The following is a 20,227-nucleotide window of genomic DNA, read 5'->3' as shown; positions in this document are numbered from 1 at the left end:
TCGTTGGTCGGTTCGAGGCTAAGAAGAGGAAGTCGCTGCGGTTTGGAATGTATATTGATGGGGTTAGTGAAGGTTGTCTTTTATCCATTCCAACGCTTCGTTTTTATTGCGAACTTGGATTTTTTTGAAAATGTTATTGAGGTGTGTTTTTACCGTATGTTCACTGATATATAGCGTATCGGCCAACTGCGAGTTTGACTGATTAGTACTCATCATCTGCAAAATTTGTTTTTCACGCTTGGTGAGATTGACAGGCCCTTCAACTGGCTTTTTTACGATTGGTTTTGGCGCATTGGAATGCTCATAATGTTCCAGCATTTTGCTTAGAATTCCACGTGGCAGCCAGTTTTCCCCCGATGAAATAGCCAGTAAACCTTGCTGAAGTTTTTCTATGTCAGTGGCTTTGCCAAATATCCCACGAATACCTTTCCATTTGACGATATCGTGAAAGTTCATCTTGTCAGGTGCATTGATCAGAACAGTAAATACCGATTGGGTGGCAAGAAAAGTCAGCAGGGCTTGCTTGGTCTCATAGTTCAATACATCTAAGTCAATAATCAGCAGTGATCGGCGCATTGCACTAGGTGATTCGAGGAGCTGTAGGGGATGGGTAATAGCAATAGGTAGATCGAGAACATTCTTTAGCGAGTCACTTAACGCTTTAACTTGCATAGTGCAGTTAGACAACAGGATTATGCTACTAAAGGATTTTTCAGTCATACAAGGCAACTATTCAAATATCTTGTTTAATTAGAATACGGAAATAGTAATTCTCGAATAGCGTATTGTCATTTCGGAATACCCAAATAACATTGCGGTATTAATATTGAAACACGCATTGTATTTTTTATTCTTATTTTTGAAGCTTGAATTTGACGCGTAATTAATACTTTAGTCTTGCTTTTAGTACCAGTACCAAAAAATAACCAAATCGAGGGTGCTGGTGTGAATAATTCAGGGAATTTATATATGATTTCAAAAGCATCGAGGGAGAGAGAGGTTATTCAAACTCGGTGTCTGGCGAAAAACTTTTACTAACTGAATTTTGACGGTTAGTTTGCACAAATGAGTAATCATCAAAAGGAATTCATCATGACTGTAATAGTAGGCGAAACAAATACTGACGGTTCAGGTTCTTCCACCAACTTGGATGCTGAAAATGGGGTGGTAGTGGTAACTTCGTATAGCGAAGACGGCGTTTTGGTTATTGATACGGACGGCGAAATCATCGATACGACAACAGCTGCATCTAGCGAATGGGACGCTGATGGTTATAAGGAGATCAGTGTCGAAGGTAGCTATGAAAGCATCACTATTGCTAACTTCGTGGATGTAGATATTGATACAGAATCTGATACTGGCTTCACTCATATCGAAGTGTTGTATGCAAAACGCGGTGTTATTGATACGACTGGTACCGATTCTGCAGATTCGATTTATATCGCGGTTACTACAAATAATGACCACTGGAGCAATACATTTACCGTAACTACTGGTGACGGTAATGATTTCGTAGAGTTTGCTAACGTTGAAAATTCATATTTAACCGGCTTCGACGTTGATTTGGGCGATGGTAACGATACTTTAGATATCTCTGAATTGCTTGTTGCAAGCGATAATGCGGATGCTCGCACCGCAGATGGTGGTGACGGATTGGACGTGCTGATCACTAACGGTGACGAAGCGGTTGATTTTGAAAACTTTGAAGTTATTACCGGCAGCAGTGATGTGACCGTTACTCTTGATGCAGAATTGCTTGAAGCGAACTCTACGAGTGAATTTGGTTTGGTTGTGGCGGATGTTCAGGTCGATCTCGGAGAAGATATTAGTGCGTCAATAGCGGAAGGATTATCTGGTGATCAGATAGATTACTTGGAAGATCTTGGCTATGACCCAGACGATTTCGTCCAAATTGATGTTATTACCGACGAAGGTTCTTATGCAATTCTGACCAATGAAGTTGACTGGGTAAGTCAAGTCGCGTCAGTGTAGTTTAAAAATAATTAAATTTTTTTGATAAAGGCTGGTTTTTAACCAGCCTTTTTTAGTGTTCGTCAAAAGCATGTCAGGTTTGTGTGCGAAAAATAAAGCTTAAATAATCGATGGATTTCTAGAATTTTGTAGTTTTAAGGTTTATTGCCTAATAATAAATTATAACTAGAAAATCAATATTTTTTATTCTTCATCCTGAGTTTTTATCCGGTTTCATTTTCTTAATGTATAAGTTTTCTAGTGTTATTTATTTTACTTATAGGGGAATTGTTCTAATTTTTTCTAGTACCAAAAAAATACCAAAAGGTTTTTTGGGTCTGGTATTAGTGGCTGTTTCAATTATTATTTTTCCACCGCCTCAGGAGAGGTCGGAATAAAAATTTAAATTGTTTATCGGATAATCCGATTGGCTTAATAATAAAAAAGGCACAAAAAATGAGTATTATTTTTGGTACAACTAACACTGACGGTTCAGGCTCTTCTCACAACCTTGACGAAGGTAACGGCATCACTATCACCACTGGCGAAAACAGCACTAACGGTGTTAACTCAATCGTAGTTGAAGATAGTCTAAAAGATATCATTGTGAATGCTGACGAGTGGAACGGCGTAGACAACAAAGAAATCCGTATCGATGAAAACGCAGATTTCATCCAAATTGACAACTTCGTTGACGTTGAAATCGTAAACGGCGCAGAAAACGGCTTCAGCCATATCGAAATCATGAACGTTAAACGTGGTAGCATCGATACCTCAGCTAGCGACTCTGACGATTCTATCGTTATCGGCGTTAACTCTAACAACGATCACTGGGACAACGATTTCCACATTGAAACTGGTACTGGTTCTGACATGATCAAGATGATGGACGTGAACAACTCTCAGTACACTGAATTCGACATCAACGCTGGTGAAGGCAACGATACTGTTGACGTATCTGACCTACTAGCTGCTGAAAAATCATCTCAACTTCGTCACGCTGACGGCGGTGAAGGCCTAGACGTACTAGTAACTAACGGCGACGCAACTATCGATTTCGAAGGTTTTGAAGTTGTAGAAGGTACTGGTTTTGACGCAACTCTATCTCTAGATAGCGACCTACTTGCAAACAACGCTGACCTAGAACTAGGCCTAGTTGTTTCTAACATCGACGTTGAAATCGAAGCGGATTACACAGTAACTGAAATGACTGACGCTCAAGCTGAATACCTAGACGAACTAGGCTACGAAGCTGATGACTTCACTGCTCTTACAGTAACTACTGAAGACGGCGAATATTCTCTACTAACTGATGATTCTTCTTACGCAGTAGCGTAATCTGTCATCGCTTAGTCAATAAACCACCGATTCGTCGGTGGTTTTTTTAATTTTCTTTTCGTCACCCTTCCTGTAAAGCTCGTCTTATTTGTTAGAAGCACCTCAACTTCTAACCAAAACTCAATCAGCCCATGTATGCTGTCATGCGCAGCCCTTAAGTTGTCATTATAAAAGCCGTGCTTTTTTATCAAGCTGGTTTAGAGCACAGTCTAAGTTTTTGATATCAAGTGATACCTCGTTTATACGACAGGCATAAAGCGGCGTGAGTTACTCAAAAAGCCTTTGTAAATAGACATTTTGACCACACGACTGACTCGCAATACCAAGGAATGCTGTAATACAGGGGGTATTCATATCGTGTATTTTGAATACCGAGTAGACGTGATTAACAATATTGGGCAGTTATCAGAAAACCAAGGATCACTGTGATGAGTTTGCACTCTTGGCGAAACACTACCGTTCTGCCTCGTTAATCGTGAGATAAAAGGTTAATTATGAAAATTAAAGCAATGACTATCGGAGTAGTGGTCGGTGCGTTGGTAATATCAACTTCGGCACTGAGCGATATAAGTACCCAAGCGGCAACGTTGGATACAGATGCTCTAACATCAACGATTACGACTTCCACACAGGATATTGCCAAGCTAACCTCGCAATTGCTAAGTGAAAATCCGGATAATCTAGAGCAAGTTTTGACTTTACTCTTGCAGTTGAAGCCGGAGTCAGCTCAGCAAATTTTGGCCCAGGCAATGAGTGATTTTCCCGAACTGGCCGCTCAGTTTGCGGCTTTGGCAAGAGCTCTTGGCATTAGCAATGAATTGATTACGATTGCTGCGGTTGAGGCGGGCGTGGATCCAACTCAAATAGCTGAACAAACGGCAGCGGGTAATACAAGTACCACCCCAACCCCAACAACACCAAGTACTAAATATCCAGTTTCAAGAAGTTAAACATAAAAAAAGAAAAGCCAATTGGCTTTTCTTTTTTTGGGGCGTGGGATATCTCTGGTTAGAAACTGAACGAGGCACCGACACCGTAGTTGACTTGGTTTTGAGTCAGTGTCTCTCTATAGTTAACTTCAGTAAATAACTTCAGCCAATCGTCAACCAAGTAACTTACCCCGGCATAGATATTTTGTTCATTGCCTTCTAGAGTATCGGTTTTCGATTTATGGTGGATAAATTCATAACCGGCAAAAGTAGTAAGTTCAGGAGTATATTGGAGCTGACCTGCAACAGCAATGGCATTACGTTCGACGTCTCGAAGTGAATTCGATTTTCGTTCTGCCTTATTGTAGTAGTAAGAGGTACCCAGTTGATAATCGCCAAATGTGTAAAAAGCCGATAATTGCGAGTAGTTATAGGTATAGGTTTTTGTTGTTGAGTTACCTATACCGGCCTGTAGTTTTAAGTCTTCTACCGAGTAGCTACCATAAAACTCTTTTAATTCGCGGCTGTTCTCTCCCGAAGCAAATCCATATGTGGCATCCAGCTTAATGCCTTCATATCCGTAGACATATTTGATGGTTTCATCTTTAACACCAACGGTATTTAAGCTCGCTTTGCCGCCATAAATTTCTGAATAGTCCACCGCACTAAGATCATCCGATGACGTTGAGTGCTTACCATAAGTCAACGTTCCGAGCCTTTCAACACCGAGACCGACAAAGTACTCCGACATATAAATGTCATCCTCGTCTTCTGTTTCATCGCGATCAAAGTTGATTTCAGCTTCAGCGCCAGCGGCAATTGAGATGGAGTCCATAATAGCGTAGCGCCCTTTAACACCAACGTCGGAATCCCCAAAGGTATAATCGTTATCGACAGTATCAGAGAATTTAGCGCGGGCCTTCATGGTTCCGTATGCCGTTAAATTTGCTCTATCATTTTCGATAAGTGTATAAGCCATCGCCTGGCTTGAAAAAACAAGTAACATACTTGTTTGTATTAGTCTCTTTTGCATAATTTTTCCGTTAAAATTTATACATAAATGATAATTAATGATTCATCCTTGTGTGCAAATTAAAGATCATTAGTTTGTTTTGACTAAATTTAATTATTTAATTCTATCGTTGAGAATATATTACATATGACTATTCAGTTCTGTAACAAATATGAGAATGAATGAAATAAGGTTGTTTTTCTATTTACTTCATCTACGTTAACTTTAAAAATTAGTTTAAACTTTTGCATTATATATAGTTAAGGATATCAAGGCTGTGAAATCAGTTATTGGCTGAAAATGGACGTTATGCGCTTAAAAATTAGTAAGTTAGAGCATTTTTGCTTTTGCAGTTTACTACTGTTGGTTTTCTGGGTTCCTATCCCTTTAGCATCAAATCGTGTTTGGGCAATTTCGATATTCGAAGTATGGTCTGCATTATTATGCTTATTAGCTTTATTCTGTAATAGCCGTAATGGTTTTAATGTTGTTAACAATAAACTTAAACCTTTTTTATGGTTGATTGTACCAATAGGAATATTTCAGTTATGGACTATTGTACAGTTAATTTCTTGGCCACTAAATTGGTTGAATATAATCTCTCCTGCAGCAGCTAAAATTTATAGTTCAGTGGAAGTTATGCACGCGCCAATTTCCTTGGATCCTTTTTCAACCGAGTTGTCTGTTATTAAAGGTATTGCTTATCTGATGATAATTATTAGCGCAGCATTACTAGTAAATAGCGTACAGCGTCTGCGTTTAGTTTTAACCACAATAGTATTGAGTGGTGTTTTTCAGGCCTTATATGGCGCATTTGAAATTCTATTGAATCAGAAACAGTCCCTGGTATTTGGTTTTGATATCGGGCAAGCCGCGACGGGGACGTTTGTTTACAAGAATCACTTCGCCAACTATTTGTTGCTGTGTTTGTGCCTCGGGGTAGGTCTTATTGTGGGTGATCTCCATTCTTCGCCCTCGGGATCATGGATTCGACGTTTGCAACGCTGGAGCGAAGGTACGCTCTCGAGAAAAATGTTTTGGCGTTTGGCAATCATTATCATGGTGATTGGCCTTGTGATGTCACACTCGCGTATGGGCAACAGTGCGTTTTTTGCCAGCACTGTTGTTGGCAGTTTGGTGGCGCTGGTCACCTACAAAGATAAGCCCCGAGCTTTTGTTGCATTTATTGTTAGCATATTGCTGGTCGACACTGTGGTGGTGGGTTCGCTGTTTGGGTTAAACCAACTGCAGCAAGAAATTGTTCATACCAGTCTTGCCACCGAAACGCGCGATGAGGTCGTCGAGTGGAGTTTGCCTGTGATTGCTGATTTTCCTCTCACTGGTACGGGAATGGGCAGTTATGCATCGGTGTTTTCCAGTTACACCCAGCGAGCTATCGGCTACTACGATCATGCTCATAATGATTATATTGAATTTGCTGTTGAGGCGGGGGTACCGATGACGCTGATGCTAGGGGCAATGTGTTTGTGGGGGCTATGGCTCTGCGTACAAGTGATGAAAACACATAATAGCAAAACATTGAAAGGTGCCGCATTAGGCTGCTTTATGGCCGTGGTCGGTATGTTGATCCACATTTGTGTCGATTTCAATTTGCAGGCTCCTGCAAATACAGTGACGTTTTTATTGATATTAACGTTAATCGGTTGTTTTAGTTCAATTCGAGCGCAGCGTCGCTCGTCTGGAAACCTGAATGTTTAACCATATTCTTGTTGTGTGTGCTGGAAATATTTGTCGTTCTCCTGTTGCAGAGAAAATATTGCAGCAGAGTTTGCCAAATAAAAACGTTTTTTCGGCAGGGTTAGTTACCGAAAAAAGCCGTCTTTCTGGTCATGGAGTATACCCTCCAATGGCACAAGCGGCGCGAGACAAAGGGATCATCCTCAACGAGCACAAAGCTCAACAACTTACTCAGCGATTGTGCGATTGGAGCGATTTAATATTGGTGATGGAGCACAATCAAATTGAGCAGATCGCGAACGTTTATACTCAAACTCGCAATAAAACATTTCTACTCGGCCAATGGGCCGCAGGCAGTATTTCTGACCCATACGGCGGTGATAAACAAGTTTGCCTGCAATGTAGCAGCCGAATTGAACACGCGTGCCAAGCATGGGTTGCTAGGCTTAGCTAGCGTTTGGCGAACTTCATCTGATACATTTTTTTGTCTGCGACTGAGATAAGCTGATTTAAATTGTTACCATGCTCAGGATGTTTGGCGTAGCCAACACTGGTTGTCATCGATACCTGCGTTTTATCTTCAAGCTCAATGGGGTCGATAAAGGTGTTATGAATATGCTTGTGCAGGAATAACGCATCGCTATCACTAGTGCGCTCTGAGATAATCGAAAACTCATCACCTCCAACGCGATACAAAATGAAATCGTGTTCATTTTGGTTGTGGCTGAGCCTTTGCGCTAGGGTTTCGAGTACCGTGTCGCCCGCTTGGTGGCCATATGTATCGTTAATACCCTTAAAGCCATTCAAATCGAGAACATAGAGACAAAACGGTCGCCCGCGTAAGATTCTATCCTGTGTCTGATGCATCATGGCTAAGCGATTTGCAACTCCAGTGAGCGGATCAATTAATGCCAACTGTTTATGGTAGCTGGATTCCTTGTGCAGAATATAGCTGACCAATCCGATACAGCTAAACAGTAAACACATCAGAATAAACTGGAAATGGTTGAGCATTTTGGCTTGCGCAACTTGTGACTGATAAACGGGGCTTTTAACGCGGAAGTTAGCATTGATGAACTGGATCATCGTGGTGTAAAGATGCTCGAGATTATGGGTAAATTCACGATTTGTGTCTGCATTAGCTAACATTTGGTGCGTTGGCTCAAGATCTTGATATTTATGAAAAATATGAATAAAAAATTCATAGGCGCCTTCCATACTCATCAAGGTATCAAACTCTTTATTATCGATCAGTAGGTCGAATCGACTCCAAGTCAGTTCGTATTTCAGCAGGGTGCGATTTAAGCTTTGTGCATCGTTATGGGCGTAGCGAGATGCTGCGATAAGTTCTGAAAATTCTTTGCTCAACTGAAACAAGAACCACGTCGCTTGATTTTGGCGATCAGAGTAGCTGCGCGACAGGTCTTTGGTCGCGGAAAGTAAATAAAAATTCGCTATGATCAATAAAATCGAAAATACGATCAGCAACGTTTTCGAGCGAGCAAGTAACTGGCCTAACTCGGTTTTGGCGCGAATATCAATCATGTTACTCAATCGTGATTGTGGCTATTTGCCAAGTCATTTGTTGGCGAAAATATTCAGTATCAAGGCTAGGGGTTTTGGATAAATCGTAAATTAGCCAAAATGGCCCTTTATCGCGTATTCGCATCCGCTTTCCATCCATTTCAAATGCAAGGTACGGTTGATAACGTTGAATATCTGAAACGGGGGTAACCGAAACATAGTCATTGAGCGCTTTGAACTTGATTCTTTTGGCATTTTTGACGTGAAAATAGTCAAGTAAAGAGGACAGTTTTATCGCGGTGAAATTGCGAGTGCCTTTATACCAAGGCAGTGGCGTCGACACACGTTGTGGTTCAAGCTGGGACTCAATTTGTTGAACGCTTAATGTCTGAACAGTACCATTTGGTAGAGCGATCTTGAGATCAGCCTCGGCATAGCTTAAAGGACTGAAAAAAAGAACAATCAATGTTATCCATTTCATGATATGCAACTGCTACTATAGTTGGTTGTTTTTCACTGGGCGCTAAGTATAGGGGCGTTTACAGAGCATGAAAATCCTTTTATTAACACTTTTGACACTTAGTTATTGGTATAAAACAAAAAGCCCTCATAAAATTGAGGGCTTTCAGTGGTTTATAAATTCTACCAGTTAATAGGTAAATTTAGAAAATCAGGTGAGCAACACCGGCGATCACTGGTAGGGTAATCAAAGTACGTAGAATAAAGATAATGATTAATTCTACGATATTGACCGGGATCTTACTACCAAGCAGCAGCGCGCCAACTTCCGACATGTAAATAAGTTGAGTGACAGACATCGCCGCAATAACGAAACGGGTCATCTCGTTATCAATGGAAGCCGCTAAGATGGCAGGGATAAACATATCTGCAAAACCGACAACCATGGTTTGTGACGCTTGAACGGCTTCAGGAATCCCTAGCATCTCAAGGAACGGAACAAAAGGCTGACCTAACATTGCAAACACAGAGGTGTGCTCTGCAATCATCAGCGCAATGGTACCTAGTCCCATGACCACTGGTAATACGCCAAATACCATGTCGGCAGCATTTTTTAGACCGTCATGAAATACTGATTTGAGTGGGCCGACTTTACTGGCTTTTTCCAGCGCTAGATTCATACCCCAAGAAAAACTGGTGTGGCCTTGTGGAATGGCATCAGCATCATTATCTGGTTTGGAACCATCAATGAAGGTGTCTTTTTTCATACTTAGCGGTGGTAAGCGTGGAATGATCACCGCAGCAACCAGCCCAGCTAAACAGATAGAGCCGTAAAAAGGCAGGAATAGATGCTCAAGTTTGACTTGTGCTAGCACCACGAGGCTAAACGTAATGGATACAGCAGAGAAAGTGGTACCGACAACAGCGGCTTCGCGCTGAGTGTAAAACTTCTCTTCGTACTGTTTACTGGTTAGCAAAATACCAACACTGCCGTCGCCAAGCCAAGAAGCAATACAGTCAATTGCACTGCGACCAGGAAGGTTAAACACTGGGCGCATAATTTTGCTCAGTAGTGTTCCAAATAGTTCCAGCAAACCGAAGTTGAGTAGTAGTGGTAGTAACAAACCAGCAAAAATAAACACAGAAAATAGGGTTGGTAATAAGCCTTCAAGCACCAAGCCACCGGTATTTTCTTCCCAAATAGCTTCAGGACCAACTTGAAAGAAGGTTGCGACAACTGCGATACCGCCAACGATTCGTACACCAAGCCACAGCAAAGAAGGGTTAAAAAGGTTATTTAAAAATGGGCTACGAGTAATAAATCTTGGCTGTGTTAGGCGCGTAATGATGGAAGCAACTGACATAAACGCAATGATAGCGGTGACTATCGTAACTAAGAAATCGCCAAATATGGCTTGAATTGATTTCGCCAATACTGCAACCGGGATAGTGATATCGCCTTGGTAGCTGATTGGAAACATAAATAGAAATAATCCCAATAAGGAGGGGATCAAAAAGGTCCAAAAGTGCGCTTTCGACCTTGGCTGGTCGATGGTTTTTGTCGTGTCTTGCATCTGTTCACTCATGTTACAACTAGTCAATATTTGCCAACCGTGGCATATATATTCACTAAACATCCATTTCTAAGCGTTGGCGGCGAGATTACCTGCAATTTACGCTTCAAGCAATACTATTCATTAATTTAAATTAATTATTCAGATTAAATGCGTATTTTATTGGCTGGTTCAGTGATAATGTATGCTGAATGTTATACAGGTTATCATTCTGTTTCAAATGCCATTGCGTCGAAATGAGAGCAAGAGCAGGTAGAGCCAGTAGGAGATTGCGAGAAGAAATGCCATCGCCGATGGTGCTGCTAAAGCACTGTTTTGGTATGAATGAAAGAGTTTGGCTCCGATTATTCCACCAGTGATGAAACCAGCCAAAATAAAGACAAATAATTTGGCTTTGCGATAGTCAAAGCCTTGCCCACGTAGTTTGGCGCCGATCATCAGGCCAAGGTCGGTAAGAATTCCGGTCATATGAGTGGTGCGAACCACTGCGCCACTGAACGTTGTGATCATCGCATTTTGTAGGCCGCAAGCTGCCGATGCGAAGTATTGGCCGAGGATAATATCCGATTGCAGTAGCTGCATTGATGCCATCAATAGAAAGCCTTCAATGCACAAGGCAACGCCGTAGCGACGCCCTAGCTTGAGAGCGGCACTTTCAATAAACACACCGCTTAGTACAGCGCCAATAACAAAGCTGAGTACGATCAGTAATAAATGCGTGAGTTGAGGTTGATCTAAACCAATGCTGGTACCAATCATGGTCAAGGTCCCAGATAAGTGAGACACCGCCTGATGCTGAAAACCGAGTAGACCAATGGCATTAACCATCCCTGCCAACAAAGCAAGCAAAAAAGCACCGTATTCGACCCATTTAGGCAATTTTGAAATCACATCACACCTCGAAATTCTAGGGGTGGGATTATAACTTTCAATCAGAGCTTCGAGTAGTAAAACTGACGGTAAACCTATTTCCGTTCAGATGATGATTTAACAAGGGCGATAAAGGGGGGCATGTCATGGTATTCGCAGCGATTCCCTCGCTTTTATGTAATTGATTCGCAAGCCACTCATAGCGTTGCGACAAACTCGATTTACTTATCCATTTCCAGTCATAGCGTGAGCTACATCAAGTTAATTAATTGAGCGATAAGCGCAATAGTCACTATACTTTTTTGTTGTGAGCCCAAAGCAAGTGGTACCAATAAGAGGCTCGAATGAAGGTGACAGTAACGAAGGCATTGTTTGCTCACTTACTGAACGTTTTAAAGCCAGAAACAAGACGCGGCAAATTATTGTGTACTACATGGAGTTGGAAATGATCAACAAACGTTTTTTTAAAACTAAAGACGAAGTCGAAGTGACTTTCGAAGTACCTGATGAGCAGGTGGATAGCAAAGTGTCACTGGTGGCAGATTTTGCTGATTGGCAGCCGATTGCGATGCAGCGTGTTGCCAAGAGTAAAATTTTCCGTTTTAAGACTCGCCTGCCAAAAGACAGCCAATTTGAGTTTCGCTATTTGGTTGACGATCGACGCTGGGTGAATGACCCACACGCCGATTTATACCGTCCAAATGGCTTTGGGGAAGACAACGGTCTAGTTTCGACATTTGAATGATTAACGTATTGATAATCTGAATGAACGTAGTCACATTTGGTGACTTCTCTCTAAAAAAAAGACGTTAGTACGTCTTTTTTTTGTCAACATAGGTCACCGTAAAGGTGACTTTTTTATAAAAATCCGTAATCTTATGCCTTTGAATTAAGATATAAGCAAGGGTAGAGTGTGAACGCCAAATCCATCACAGCTCGTTTCACAGAGTTGCCAAGACTGAAACTGACCATGTTGTTGGGGCTTCCTATCGCTGCTGCTATCGGAATGGTTGCTCTTACAGAAACAACCCATCAAGGTACTGTCGAACTTTCTCTTCCAGAATCCGAAATCGTTAATAACATTCTTTTATCCGATGCTGCGGATATCTATAACCTTCCAGATTACGAATATGTGATTCAGTCAGGTGACAGCTTAAGTAAAATCTTTGAGCAACTTGGCTTTGGTTATAGCGACATGATGAAAGTCATGGAAACGGATCTGAACTATCTTGCCCTCGACACCTTAAAGCCAGGCAATACGTTACGTTTTTGGCGCTCGGAAGATGGGAAAAGCTTAGAGAAAATGGAATTAGAGTTCAGCGTGGTTGAACGTGTTGTTTATACCCGCTTGGATGATGGATCATACGAATATAAAGATGTAAAAATTCCGGGAGTTTGGAAAGAACTTCCAATGATTGGGGAAATTCATGGCAGTTTCTCTCAATCGGTTGCACAGCTAGGCCTTAACAATACAGAAATCGAGCAGGTCGTTTCGTTACTAAAAGATAAAGTCAATTTTGCCCGTGATCTTCGCGCTGGTGATAAATTTGAGCTTGTCCAATCGCGTCAATACGTGGGAGATACGTTAACGGGGAATCGCGAGATTCAAGCCGTGAAAATTTTCAACCGCGGTAAAGTGTTTAGCGCGTATCTGCACTCGGATGGCCAATATTACGATCATAATGGCCAGAGTTTGCAGCGTGCGTTCCAGCGCAAGCCGGTCAACGGTAACTATCGAATCAGTTCTGGATTTAATCCGTATCGTAAACATCCTGTCACAGGACGTATTGCGCCGCATAACGGTACTGACTGGGCGACACCTGTTGGGACGCCGATTGTTGCTACGGGCGATGGTGTAGTGGTTATGACTCGTAAGCACCCTTATGCAGGGAATTACGTGGTTATTCAACATGGCAGTATTTACAAAACCCGTTATTTACACCTGAGCAAAATATTGGTGCATAAGGGACAGAAAGTGACGCGTGGTCAGCGTATTGGTCTTTCCGGTCAAACGGGTCGCGTTACCGGGCCACATATCCACTATGAGTTGATCATTCGTGGTCGACCTGTGAATGCGGTGACGGCGAAAATTCCAATGGCGAGTTCAGTGCCTAAGAGTGAAATGGCCGCCTTTAAAACACGCCGTGATGAGCTCGATAGCATGCTGAAAACCCAAGAGTTACAACTGGCTAAAGAAGATCAAGAGACACCTACCAATTCATAGTGTTCACGGTAAATATCGTGTTACTTGAACAAAAAACTAACCCCTGCAATGCAGGGGTTATTCGTTTGAGGCTTTCGGAGGGGAGTGTTCTTCTTGCGTTAGGTGACGAATCAAGGTTTTCGGTGTTTCAGGTTTGGAGAAGTAATAACCTTGAATTTGGCGACACCCCATTTGATACAATTTGTCTAAAGCATCTTTTGTTTCAACACCTTCTGCAACGAGAGTCACGCCCAGTTGCTCTGCCAATTGAATGATTAGCCACACTACGCGCTCAGAGGTTTCATTGCACAGCATGTTGCGAATAAAAGTAGCGTCAATTTTTATGCAATCGATAGGATAGCTATGAATATAATTCAGGCTCGAATATCCGGTACCAAAGTCATCAAGTGCGACCGTGAAACCAAGCGCGCGAAGACTATCGAGAATATTGCGCACCTCACAAGTTTGTTTTAGAAGCACCGTTTCCGTCAGTTCAATGACAAAGTCTTTGGGTAAAAAACCATATCTTTCTATAGTTGATGTTAGGTGCTTAAGATATCGCGTTGAATCATTCAACTCATGTGCTGAACAGTTAATGCTCAACTTGATGTTATAGCCAAGACCGATTTCTAACTGCTGCTTGGCTTCACATGCCATTTCAATGATACGTTCACCCAGCTCGACGATAAGCCCAGATTGTTCTGCCGCCTCGATAAACTCCATCGGATAAATCGCGCCAAGCGTATCACTGTTCCAGCGCGCGAGGATTTCAAAATATTGCCAGTTGTCGACACCTTTCGACACAATCGGCTGCGCGAGCACATAGATCTCGCTTTCCGGTGACATCGGCTTATTGAGTTCGTTTCTTAACGCATCAATGACCATGGTGCGGCGATAGTATTGCGCGCTAAGGTGAGTGTCGTAACATTGCACTTTATTATTGCGTGATTGCTTACACGCCTTTAATGCCAGAGTTGAGTTGAGAATCAGTTGGTCGGCGGTAAGGCGCTTATCTGATTTACGTGCAATACCGATACTGACGCTGACCTTTATATTGTGTGAGGAGTCGATGTAGCCTTCTTCCAGCGTGGTGATGATTTTGCGACAGATGGTTAATGGATCGCTTGAAAAGGTGATAAAAGCGAATTCGTCCCCCGCGATACGAAAAGAGAGTTGATCTTCAGGTACTGCATCCAAAATGGTATTGGCGACGAATTTGATGATTTGGTCGCCAATGTAGTTGCCGTAAAGGTCATTGATCGACTTGAAGTTATCGATATCTAAATACGCGAGTGTAAAGCTCTCATTGGCACCGGCGGTAAGAAACTCCAACTTGTCGGAGAGAAAGCTGCGGTTCATCAGCCCGGTGAGATTGTCATGGGAGACTTCATAGCTCAGCTGATTAACTAAACTGTCTGAGCGAGCAGAGAGCCATTTTGAGCGCAAGCTATGGACAACGACATTCGCGAACAGCAGGTGGTGAAAAATGACATTTTTTTCATCTTGAATCGGCGAGCGAAAGGTCGATATCAGTATGCCGATGACTTCACCTGATTTGGTTTTTAACGGCACTCCAATATAACTTTCTAACTGATGTTGTTGAATGTAAGCATCTTCAGTAAATTGCTTCATCAAACCCGAGCGATAGACGCAAACGGGTTGGCCGGATGTCAGTACGTGCTCGCTTGCTGTGCCGTGAATAAGAAATGCTGCAGGCGTATCAGCGCTGTGTTCACATGAGCAAGCAAGAGGACGTGCTTTTGAATGAAATTTGTCAATATCAAATATGCTGGTGCAAAAAGTACCTAAATGTTGGTGTAATTCTAATGTGACTTTTTCGAGAAGTTCTTCACCGTCTAAAACCAGTGTTTCATTCACGATAGATAAATCGATCGTATTACCAAGCTGTGAGTTTGTAGCCATATTTATGCACCCACGTTGTTATAAAAAAGCGTTGTAATAATTAGTAATCATATGCACCGTAGTTACTATGGTATAGCATAGCCGCTTTTTCAACTTTGTAAGAAACCCGAGTGATTACTCGATCTTCGATTTCCCCTTAGCTTGGTGCTGTTCTTGGTCGAGACGATCTTTTAAGTAATTGAGAAACAACTGAGTTCTCGTATGTTGGTACTCGAGTTTCGGATAATAAGCATAAACAGTGGCTTCATCGGCGCTCACGCTGGGTAGCAGCCTCACCAAATTGCCGTTTTGGAGATCTTCTTTGATCATCACATCATTGGTGATGAGAATCCCCATACCGTTTTTGGCTGCGTAGAATAGCGCTTCTGGATTGGTGGTTGCGAAGTTACCCGTTAATGTCACTCGCTGACCTTTTGATAGTTTGAGTTCGCGCTGTGGCCTTTCGCCCCAAATTAACACATTGTGCTTGGCAAGGTCCTCAACATTACTTGGCATTCCATGTGTCGCGATATAACTGGGCGCTGCGTAAAAACCGGCCTTGTGGTCAAATAATCGGCTTGCTTTAAAACTCAATGAGTTGAGCTGTTCAATCTCACGGCTAATGAATAGATCTAAGCTTAATTCTGGCAGTTGACCTGGTGTGGTGGTCGTCAGCTGTATACGAATCTCAGGATATTTTTTAAGAAAATCATCGAGATATTGAACGAGGAATTTAGAGCCAACGGCAAGTGTTGCGCCAATACGTAACAGCCCGGCTGGGGTTTGGTTGACTGAGCGTGTTTCATCAACGATGGATTGCCAGCCGTCGATCTGTACCTTGGCGCGTTGGTAAAAAAGTGCCCCAGCTTCAGTCTGAGTGACAGAGCGAGTGGTGCGCTTGAGTAGTTGGACGCCAATCCGTTCTTCAAGCATATGTATACGCTTGCTAATTGCTGAGCTGGTGGTATTTAACTTTCGAGCTGCACCGTTAAAGCTGCCTTCTTCCACGACGCCAATATAGCTGCGCACGCTTTGCATCCAATCCATATTTGTACCAGTTGTGCTAATTGGGAATTAATGTTGGTAATATTGTCGTTATTATCTCTGACGGGGCATTAATGTATAGTTTTTTCTCTGAATCGATAGCAAAGTCAACTTGAATGCGGCTAGCGTGCTGATAGAATGCCGAGCAAACAAAATAAGGAATCGCTGTATGCAACAAAACGAGTTTGAAGCGCTAGTTAAACGCTTATTAGAAGAAGAAAACTTGCCGAAGGCGTTAGCGGTGCTGAAGGATAACGACGACTCAGAAATCGCAGAAGCCGCCCAATTGCTGACTGGGCAATTTTCTGTGGCAGAAATTGAGGGTGAGCGCCGTATTTATCACATTTCTGTGCTGGAAAATGAGCAGGGCGAAGAACAGGAATATGTCGAACATATCATGAACGAAGGCGACGATTTAATTCGCTTCATTGCTTGGTTCTTCGATGCTCAATTTGGCGTTAAGCGTAAAGATACGTACCAAGCTGCGGGTAAAACATACCGTCAAGAAAAACGTAACTAAAATGTGATGTGCATCTTGTTTTTCTAAACTTTGTGATTATAATCACTCCTGCCAGTCGTAGGAGCGAATTATAATGAATAACGATTTTTGCAATGCTTATCTTGGCCTCATGCTCGTTCAACAGATGTCTGCTGATTGCCAGCGTGGTCAATGCTCAACAAAGAAACACTCAATGTTCAAAAGATGGTTTAAGCAACTTTTAGCATTGCGTTAAGCGAAAAAGCCCAATACTCAGTGATTGGGCTTTTTTGTTGTCAGCTTTAAACCACCTCCTAGGACGGTGGTTTCAGCGAGAATTACTGTGATGATGGGCGTTGATGATCTGAATGACATTATCTGGGAAGCGCTGGGTGCCTTTCTTCTCCAGCCACAGTTTTAACTCTGTTGCACCGCCTACATATTCGTCTTCAAGCCAGATTTGCGGCATGGTTACCGGGGTTTTCTTGCCTACGATGGCTTTCACCGCTGGAATCATGCGGTAGAGGTGTTCACTGGATGTGACGACATCACGGTATTGATAGGGTATACCTGCACTCTCAAGCATGTGTTTGGCTTCGATACAAAACGGGCAATGGGCTTTACCATAAACCACATTGCCTTTGATGGGCTCTTTGTCGGCCAACTGCTCTATCACAGCTTGAATTAACACACCGCGATTTAACGCTTCTCCTTGGCTAATAACACGGTTTTCTACCATCACAATGGGCGCATGCCAAGCTCTATAGCGCAATGGCTCCCACCAACAGCTAAGCCAGTCTTTTTCGACTAATCGTACCGGAATGCCAAACAGTTCCGTATCAAACACGTTATGAAGTATATCTTTGGTCAGCGTACATTCACCGCAAGGTATTTTGACTTTAAATGGACCCCAATGCCCAGCCCAACGATATAAGGTGATATTAATTGGATCTGCCATTTGAACTTACCTCATTGAATGCTTTGCTGATAAAGAACCGATTACCGCGAATTTAATTTCATTTGCTCTAGTGAGTATGGCGGTAAATTTGTCTGTTCAAGAGAAGTTTTTACGCCTGTGCAAAGGTGAGAAGCGTTGCCAGCCAAACACTTTAAGCGCTGTGGAATATCAAGAATATGATCTAAGTCCGATTTTGACCTAAAGAAATTGTGACTGATGGCTCGTCGCAAAAGCTAGGGGAGCAATAGAATAGGCAAAAAAAACTCCCCTAAAATAGGGGAGTAAAGAACATGAATGGTTCGTAGTTTCTGCCACGGGTTTCCCCACTACGAAAAAGAAGCACAAACGCTGCCGAGCATTTGTAATTACTATAAAGCAGGTAGCGTGCCAACTTTTTAAACTCAGTAAATTCGTCACATTTGGCCGAATTCACTGTCAGAATCGTCCGACGTGATGGCTATTTTGGTGAACTTTGCACTAATTTGATGCAAGAACCTGTTTTTACTGAGCTTACTCCTATGCCGCACTACCTAACGTGATCCTACTCAAGATTAAAAATCGTAACGAATACCCGCTTGCAATTGGTCGTCTTCGCCATCGATTTGTTCAAACTTGTAACCTGCGTATGTGCGCAGATTGCCGTTAAACTTGTAAACCGCTTCTAGTGCAACGTTATCGACAGTATCTTGGTCATCCACTTGTTGGTTGTTGTACACCGCAACAAATGTGGTTTTACCTAGTTTGTATTTTGCGCTGGCTTCAATACCGTCGGCGTCGGCATCGTCCGCTTTACCTGTCACGTAAAGAGCCGCGATAGTTAGATCGGAAATTTTGTATTGGCCGGCGATGTTAAACTGATTGTTGTCGGCGTCATCTGCTGCATCTTGCGTGACATAGCCAGCGCCAAGTGTTAGACCAAAATCCAGTTCATACACGCCCGAGATTCCGTAGCTATCGGAGTCTTTTTCCTCAGCGGAAATGTAGTTGGCTTTAACTGTTAGATTGTTAAATTTGCCTTTATAGACGAAGTTGTTTTCACGCTTATCTTTGTTGCCAGAGATAAGATCTGCTGCGTCTGCGCCAAACGTTGCCATAGTGTCAGTGAAATCGGTCACCTGCACCTGGGCTGAATCTTGTTTACCGTAAGAGAACTCGCCGAAGTTGCCACCAATACCGGCAAATACGTAACGGTTAGTGATCTCGCTGTCCGTATCCATTTCTGCTTCGTATTTACCAAAACCGTACAATCCGTTATCGAGTTTGGTTTTACCATTTAGGTTGACACGAGCGCGAGATTTGTCTTTGAACGAGCTGTCGGTCGCGCTTTCATTATTATCAGAAACATTGAATCGCGCTTCAGCGCGGCCACCGATTTTTAGTTCGCTGGTTTCGTCTTGGTAGACGGTTGCTGCCAGTGTAGAACCTGAGAATAATGCGATTAGCACTGCTGAAGAAATGACTGATTTTTTCATTTTTATAAACCCTATAAATAGTTACTTTGGAGCATTCCTACTCCTCGAAAACGAGACTAAAGTAGCTTTATAGTGTTAACTTTTTATTGCTTTTCAGTGATGTAATCATGTCTGTTATATGTAATCTTTATGACTTAGCTTAATATCAACGTTTGCTGTACTTCGTACTATTTATCAGGCACGGCAGGGGAAAAATCCTATAGCCATAATGGGGTAGTTTTGTCATACTGAATAACATATTGTGCGCAATCTAATTGGAGCTATTATGAGCCAATGTGGTACCGAACCTTCAGACTCAAAGATAAAACACAACCTGTTATCACTCGATAATCAGGTATGTTTTCCGCTCTACAGCGCCGCCAATGCGTTGATACGAGCCTATCGTCCGTTTCTTGAACAACTGGATTTGACCTATTCTCAATACCTGACAATGATGGTGCTTTGGGAGCATAATGGCATTAGCGTCAAAGACTTAGGTGAGAAGCTTCATTTGGATTCAGGGACGTTGACCCCCTTGCTCAAACGTCTGGAATCAAAAGGCTATGTTGAGCGTCAACGCAGTGCTAAAGATGAACGTATACGCGTTCTTTTGTTGACGGAATCCGGCGTTGCTTTGAAAGATCAAGCCAACAGTATTCCTGAAAAAATGGCTTGCCGATTTGGGCTTGAATTGGAAGAGATGGCAATGCTTAAGTCTTTGTGTTTAAAAGTGATAAAAAACTTTGGGGCGTGATCGTAGTTTTCCATTCTGAAAATCGATATTTTTTTAGCACCTCGCTAGGATAAGCTTTGGTT

Annotated in this window: 19 protein-coding genes; 9 read left to right on the top strand and 10 right to left on the bottom strand. The window is 42.4% G+C overall.

From position 1 onward, the window contains the following. Positions 1-63: 63 nt before the first annotated feature. Positions 64-720, bottom strand: a complete 657-nt coding sequence (locus tag BLS03_RS10165) for a LuxR C-terminal-related transcriptional regulator (protein ID WP_093273027.1) — start codon at positions 718-720, stop codon at positions 64-66. Between the two features lie 372 nt (positions 721-1,092). Here BLS03_RS10165 and BLS03_RS10160 point away from each other — a divergent pair, with 372 nt between their 5' ends. The 3 genes from BLS03_RS10160 (at position 1,093) to BLS03_RS10150 (ending at position 4,259) form a co-directional block, all read left to right on the top strand. Next, positions 1,093-1,992, top strand: coding sequence for a hypothetical protein (locus BLS03_RS10160; protein ID WP_093273023.1), 900 nt, complete (start codon positions 1,093-1,095; stop codon positions 1,990-1,992). A gap of 435 nt (positions 1,993-2,427) precedes the next feature. Beyond that, complete coding sequence (locus BLS03_RS10155; protein WP_093273020.1) at positions 2,428-3,309, top strand: hypothetical protein; 882 nt, start codon at positions 2,428-2,430, stop codon at positions 3,307-3,309. A 494-nt stretch (positions 3,310-3,803) separates the two neighbouring features. Beyond that, complete coding sequence (locus BLS03_RS10150) at positions 3,804-4,259, top strand: hypothetical protein (RefSeq protein WP_093273018.1); 456 nt, start codon at positions 3,804-3,806, stop codon at positions 4,257-4,259. Between the two features lie 58 nt (positions 4,260-4,317). On the opposite strand, the gene BLS03_RS10145 is transcribed toward BLS03_RS10150, so the two are convergent. After that, positions 4,318-5,271, bottom strand: coding sequence for a porin (locus tag BLS03_RS10145; protein ID WP_143015613.1), 954 nt, complete (start codon positions 5,269-5,271; stop codon positions 4,318-4,320). A gap of 288 nt (positions 5,272-5,559) precedes the next feature. Between BLS03_RS10145 and BLS03_RS10140 the strand changes: the two genes are divergently transcribed. Continuing rightward, entirely contained in the window at positions 5,560-6,969 is a 1,410-nt protein-coding gene (locus BLS03_RS10140; RefSeq protein WP_093273269.1) for an O-antigen ligase family protein, read from the top strand. Further along, positions 6,962-7,402: a low molecular weight protein-tyrosine-phosphatase gene (locus tag BLS03_RS10135; RefSeq protein WP_093273013.1), complete on the top strand. Its 441-nt coding sequence runs from the start codon at positions 6,962-6,964 to the stop codon at positions 7,400-7,402. The genes BLS03_RS10140 and BLS03_RS10135 overlap by 8 nt, the downstream gene beginning before the upstream one ends. Here the strand turns inward: BLS03_RS10135 and BLS03_RS10130 are convergent. The 4 genes from BLS03_RS10130 to BLS03_RS10115 all read right to left on the bottom strand — a co-directional run bounded on the left by BLS03_RS10130 (position 7,399) and on the right by BLS03_RS10115 (position 11,396). Then, positions 7,399-8,493 (bottom strand): GGDEF domain-containing protein, encoded by a 1,095-nt coding sequence (locus BLS03_RS10130; RefSeq protein WP_093273011.1) that lies wholly within the window; start codon positions 8,491-8,493, stop codon positions 7,399-7,401. The two genes, BLS03_RS10135 and BLS03_RS10130, sit on opposite strands and share 4 nt — an antisense overlap. 1 nt (position 8,494) lies before the next feature. After that, complete coding sequence (locus BLS03_RS10125; RefSeq protein ID WP_143015612.1) at positions 8,495-8,953, bottom strand: putative pterin-binding protein; 459 nt, start codon at positions 8,951-8,953, stop codon at positions 8,495-8,497. A gap of 181 nt (positions 8,954-9,134) precedes the next feature. Then, positions 9,135-10,505, bottom strand: coding sequence for a YjiH family protein (locus tag BLS03_RS10120; RefSeq protein ID WP_093273007.1), 1,371 nt, complete (start codon positions 10,503-10,505; stop codon positions 9,135-9,137). A gap of 216 nt (positions 10,506-10,721) precedes the next feature. Continuing rightward, the gene (locus BLS03_RS10115; RefSeq protein WP_093273005.1) at positions 10,722-11,396 is read right to left on the bottom strand and encodes a YoaK family protein; all 675 of its coding nucleotides are present in this window, start codon (positions 11,394-11,396) and stop codon (positions 10,722-10,724) included. Between the two features lie 424 nt (positions 11,397-11,820). On the opposite strand from BLS03_RS10115, the gene BLS03_RS10110 reads away from it, so the two are divergent. Continuing rightward, the gene (locus tag BLS03_RS10110) at positions 11,821-12,120 is read left to right on the top strand and encodes an isoamylase early set domain-containing protein (protein ID WP_093273003.1); all 300 of its coding nucleotides are present in this window, start codon (positions 11,821-11,823) and stop codon (positions 12,118-12,120) included. Positions 12,121-12,288: 168 nt separating this feature from the next. Continuing rightward, positions 12,289-13,599 carry a peptidoglycan DD-metalloendopeptidase family protein gene (gene shyA / locus BLS03_RS10105; RefSeq protein WP_483887704.1) on the top strand — a complete coding sequence of 437 codons (1,311 nt, stop codon included), beginning with the start codon at positions 12,289-12,291 and terminating at the stop codon, positions 13,597-13,599. 57 nt (positions 13,600-13,656) lie between these two features. On the opposite strand, the gene BLS03_RS10100 is transcribed toward shyA, so the two are convergent. Next, on the bottom strand, positions 13,657-15,501 hold the full coding sequence (locus BLS03_RS10100; RefSeq protein ID WP_093273000.1) for a sensor domain-containing phosphodiesterase: 1,845 nt from the start codon (positions 15,499-15,501) through the stop codon (positions 13,657-13,659). A 114-nt stretch (positions 15,502-15,615) separates the two neighbouring features. Continuing rightward, entirely contained in the window at positions 15,616-16,527 is a 912-nt protein-coding gene (locus BLS03_RS10095) for a LysR family transcriptional regulator (protein WP_093272998.1), read from the bottom strand. Positions 16,528-16,693: 166 nt separating this feature from the next. Between BLS03_RS10095 and BLS03_RS10090 the strand changes: the two genes are divergently transcribed. Next, on the top strand, positions 16,694-17,044 hold the full coding sequence (locus BLS03_RS10090; protein ID WP_093272996.1) for a hypothetical protein: 351 nt from the start codon (positions 16,694-16,696) through the stop codon (positions 17,042-17,044). A 286-nt stretch (positions 17,045-17,330) separates the two neighbouring features. On the opposite strand, the gene BLS03_RS10085 is transcribed toward BLS03_RS10090, so the two are convergent. Both BLS03_RS10085 and BLS03_RS10080 read right to left on the bottom strand, forming a co-directional pair. Beyond that, on the bottom strand, positions 17,331-17,960 hold the full coding sequence (locus BLS03_RS10085) for a glutaredoxin (protein ID WP_093272994.1): 630 nt from the start codon (positions 17,958-17,960) through the stop codon (positions 17,331-17,333). A 551-nt stretch (positions 17,961-18,511) separates the two neighbouring features. Further along, entirely contained in the window at positions 18,512-19,432 is a 921-nt protein-coding gene (locus tag BLS03_RS10080) for a porin (protein WP_093272992.1), read from the bottom strand. A 265-nt stretch (positions 19,433-19,697) separates the two neighbouring features. On the opposite strand from BLS03_RS10080, the gene ohrR reads away from it, so the two are divergent. Then, the gene (gene ohrR / locus BLS03_RS10075; RefSeq protein WP_093272990.1) at positions 19,698-20,165 is read left to right on the top strand and encodes a transcriptional regulator OhrR; all 468 of its coding nucleotides are present in this window, start codon (positions 19,698-19,700) and stop codon (positions 20,163-20,165) included. The last annotated feature ends 62 nt before the right edge of the window (positions 20,166-20,227 follow it).

The organism is Vibrio xiamenensis, from assembly GCF_900100015.1.
In the GTDB taxonomy this organism is placed as follows: domain Bacteria; phylum Pseudomonadota; class Gammaproteobacteria; order Enterobacterales; family Vibrionaceae; genus Vibrio; species Vibrio xiamenensis.
The sequence above is the reverse complement of the archived record's forward strand: the minus strand, read 5'-3'. Positions and strand labels throughout refer to the sequence as shown.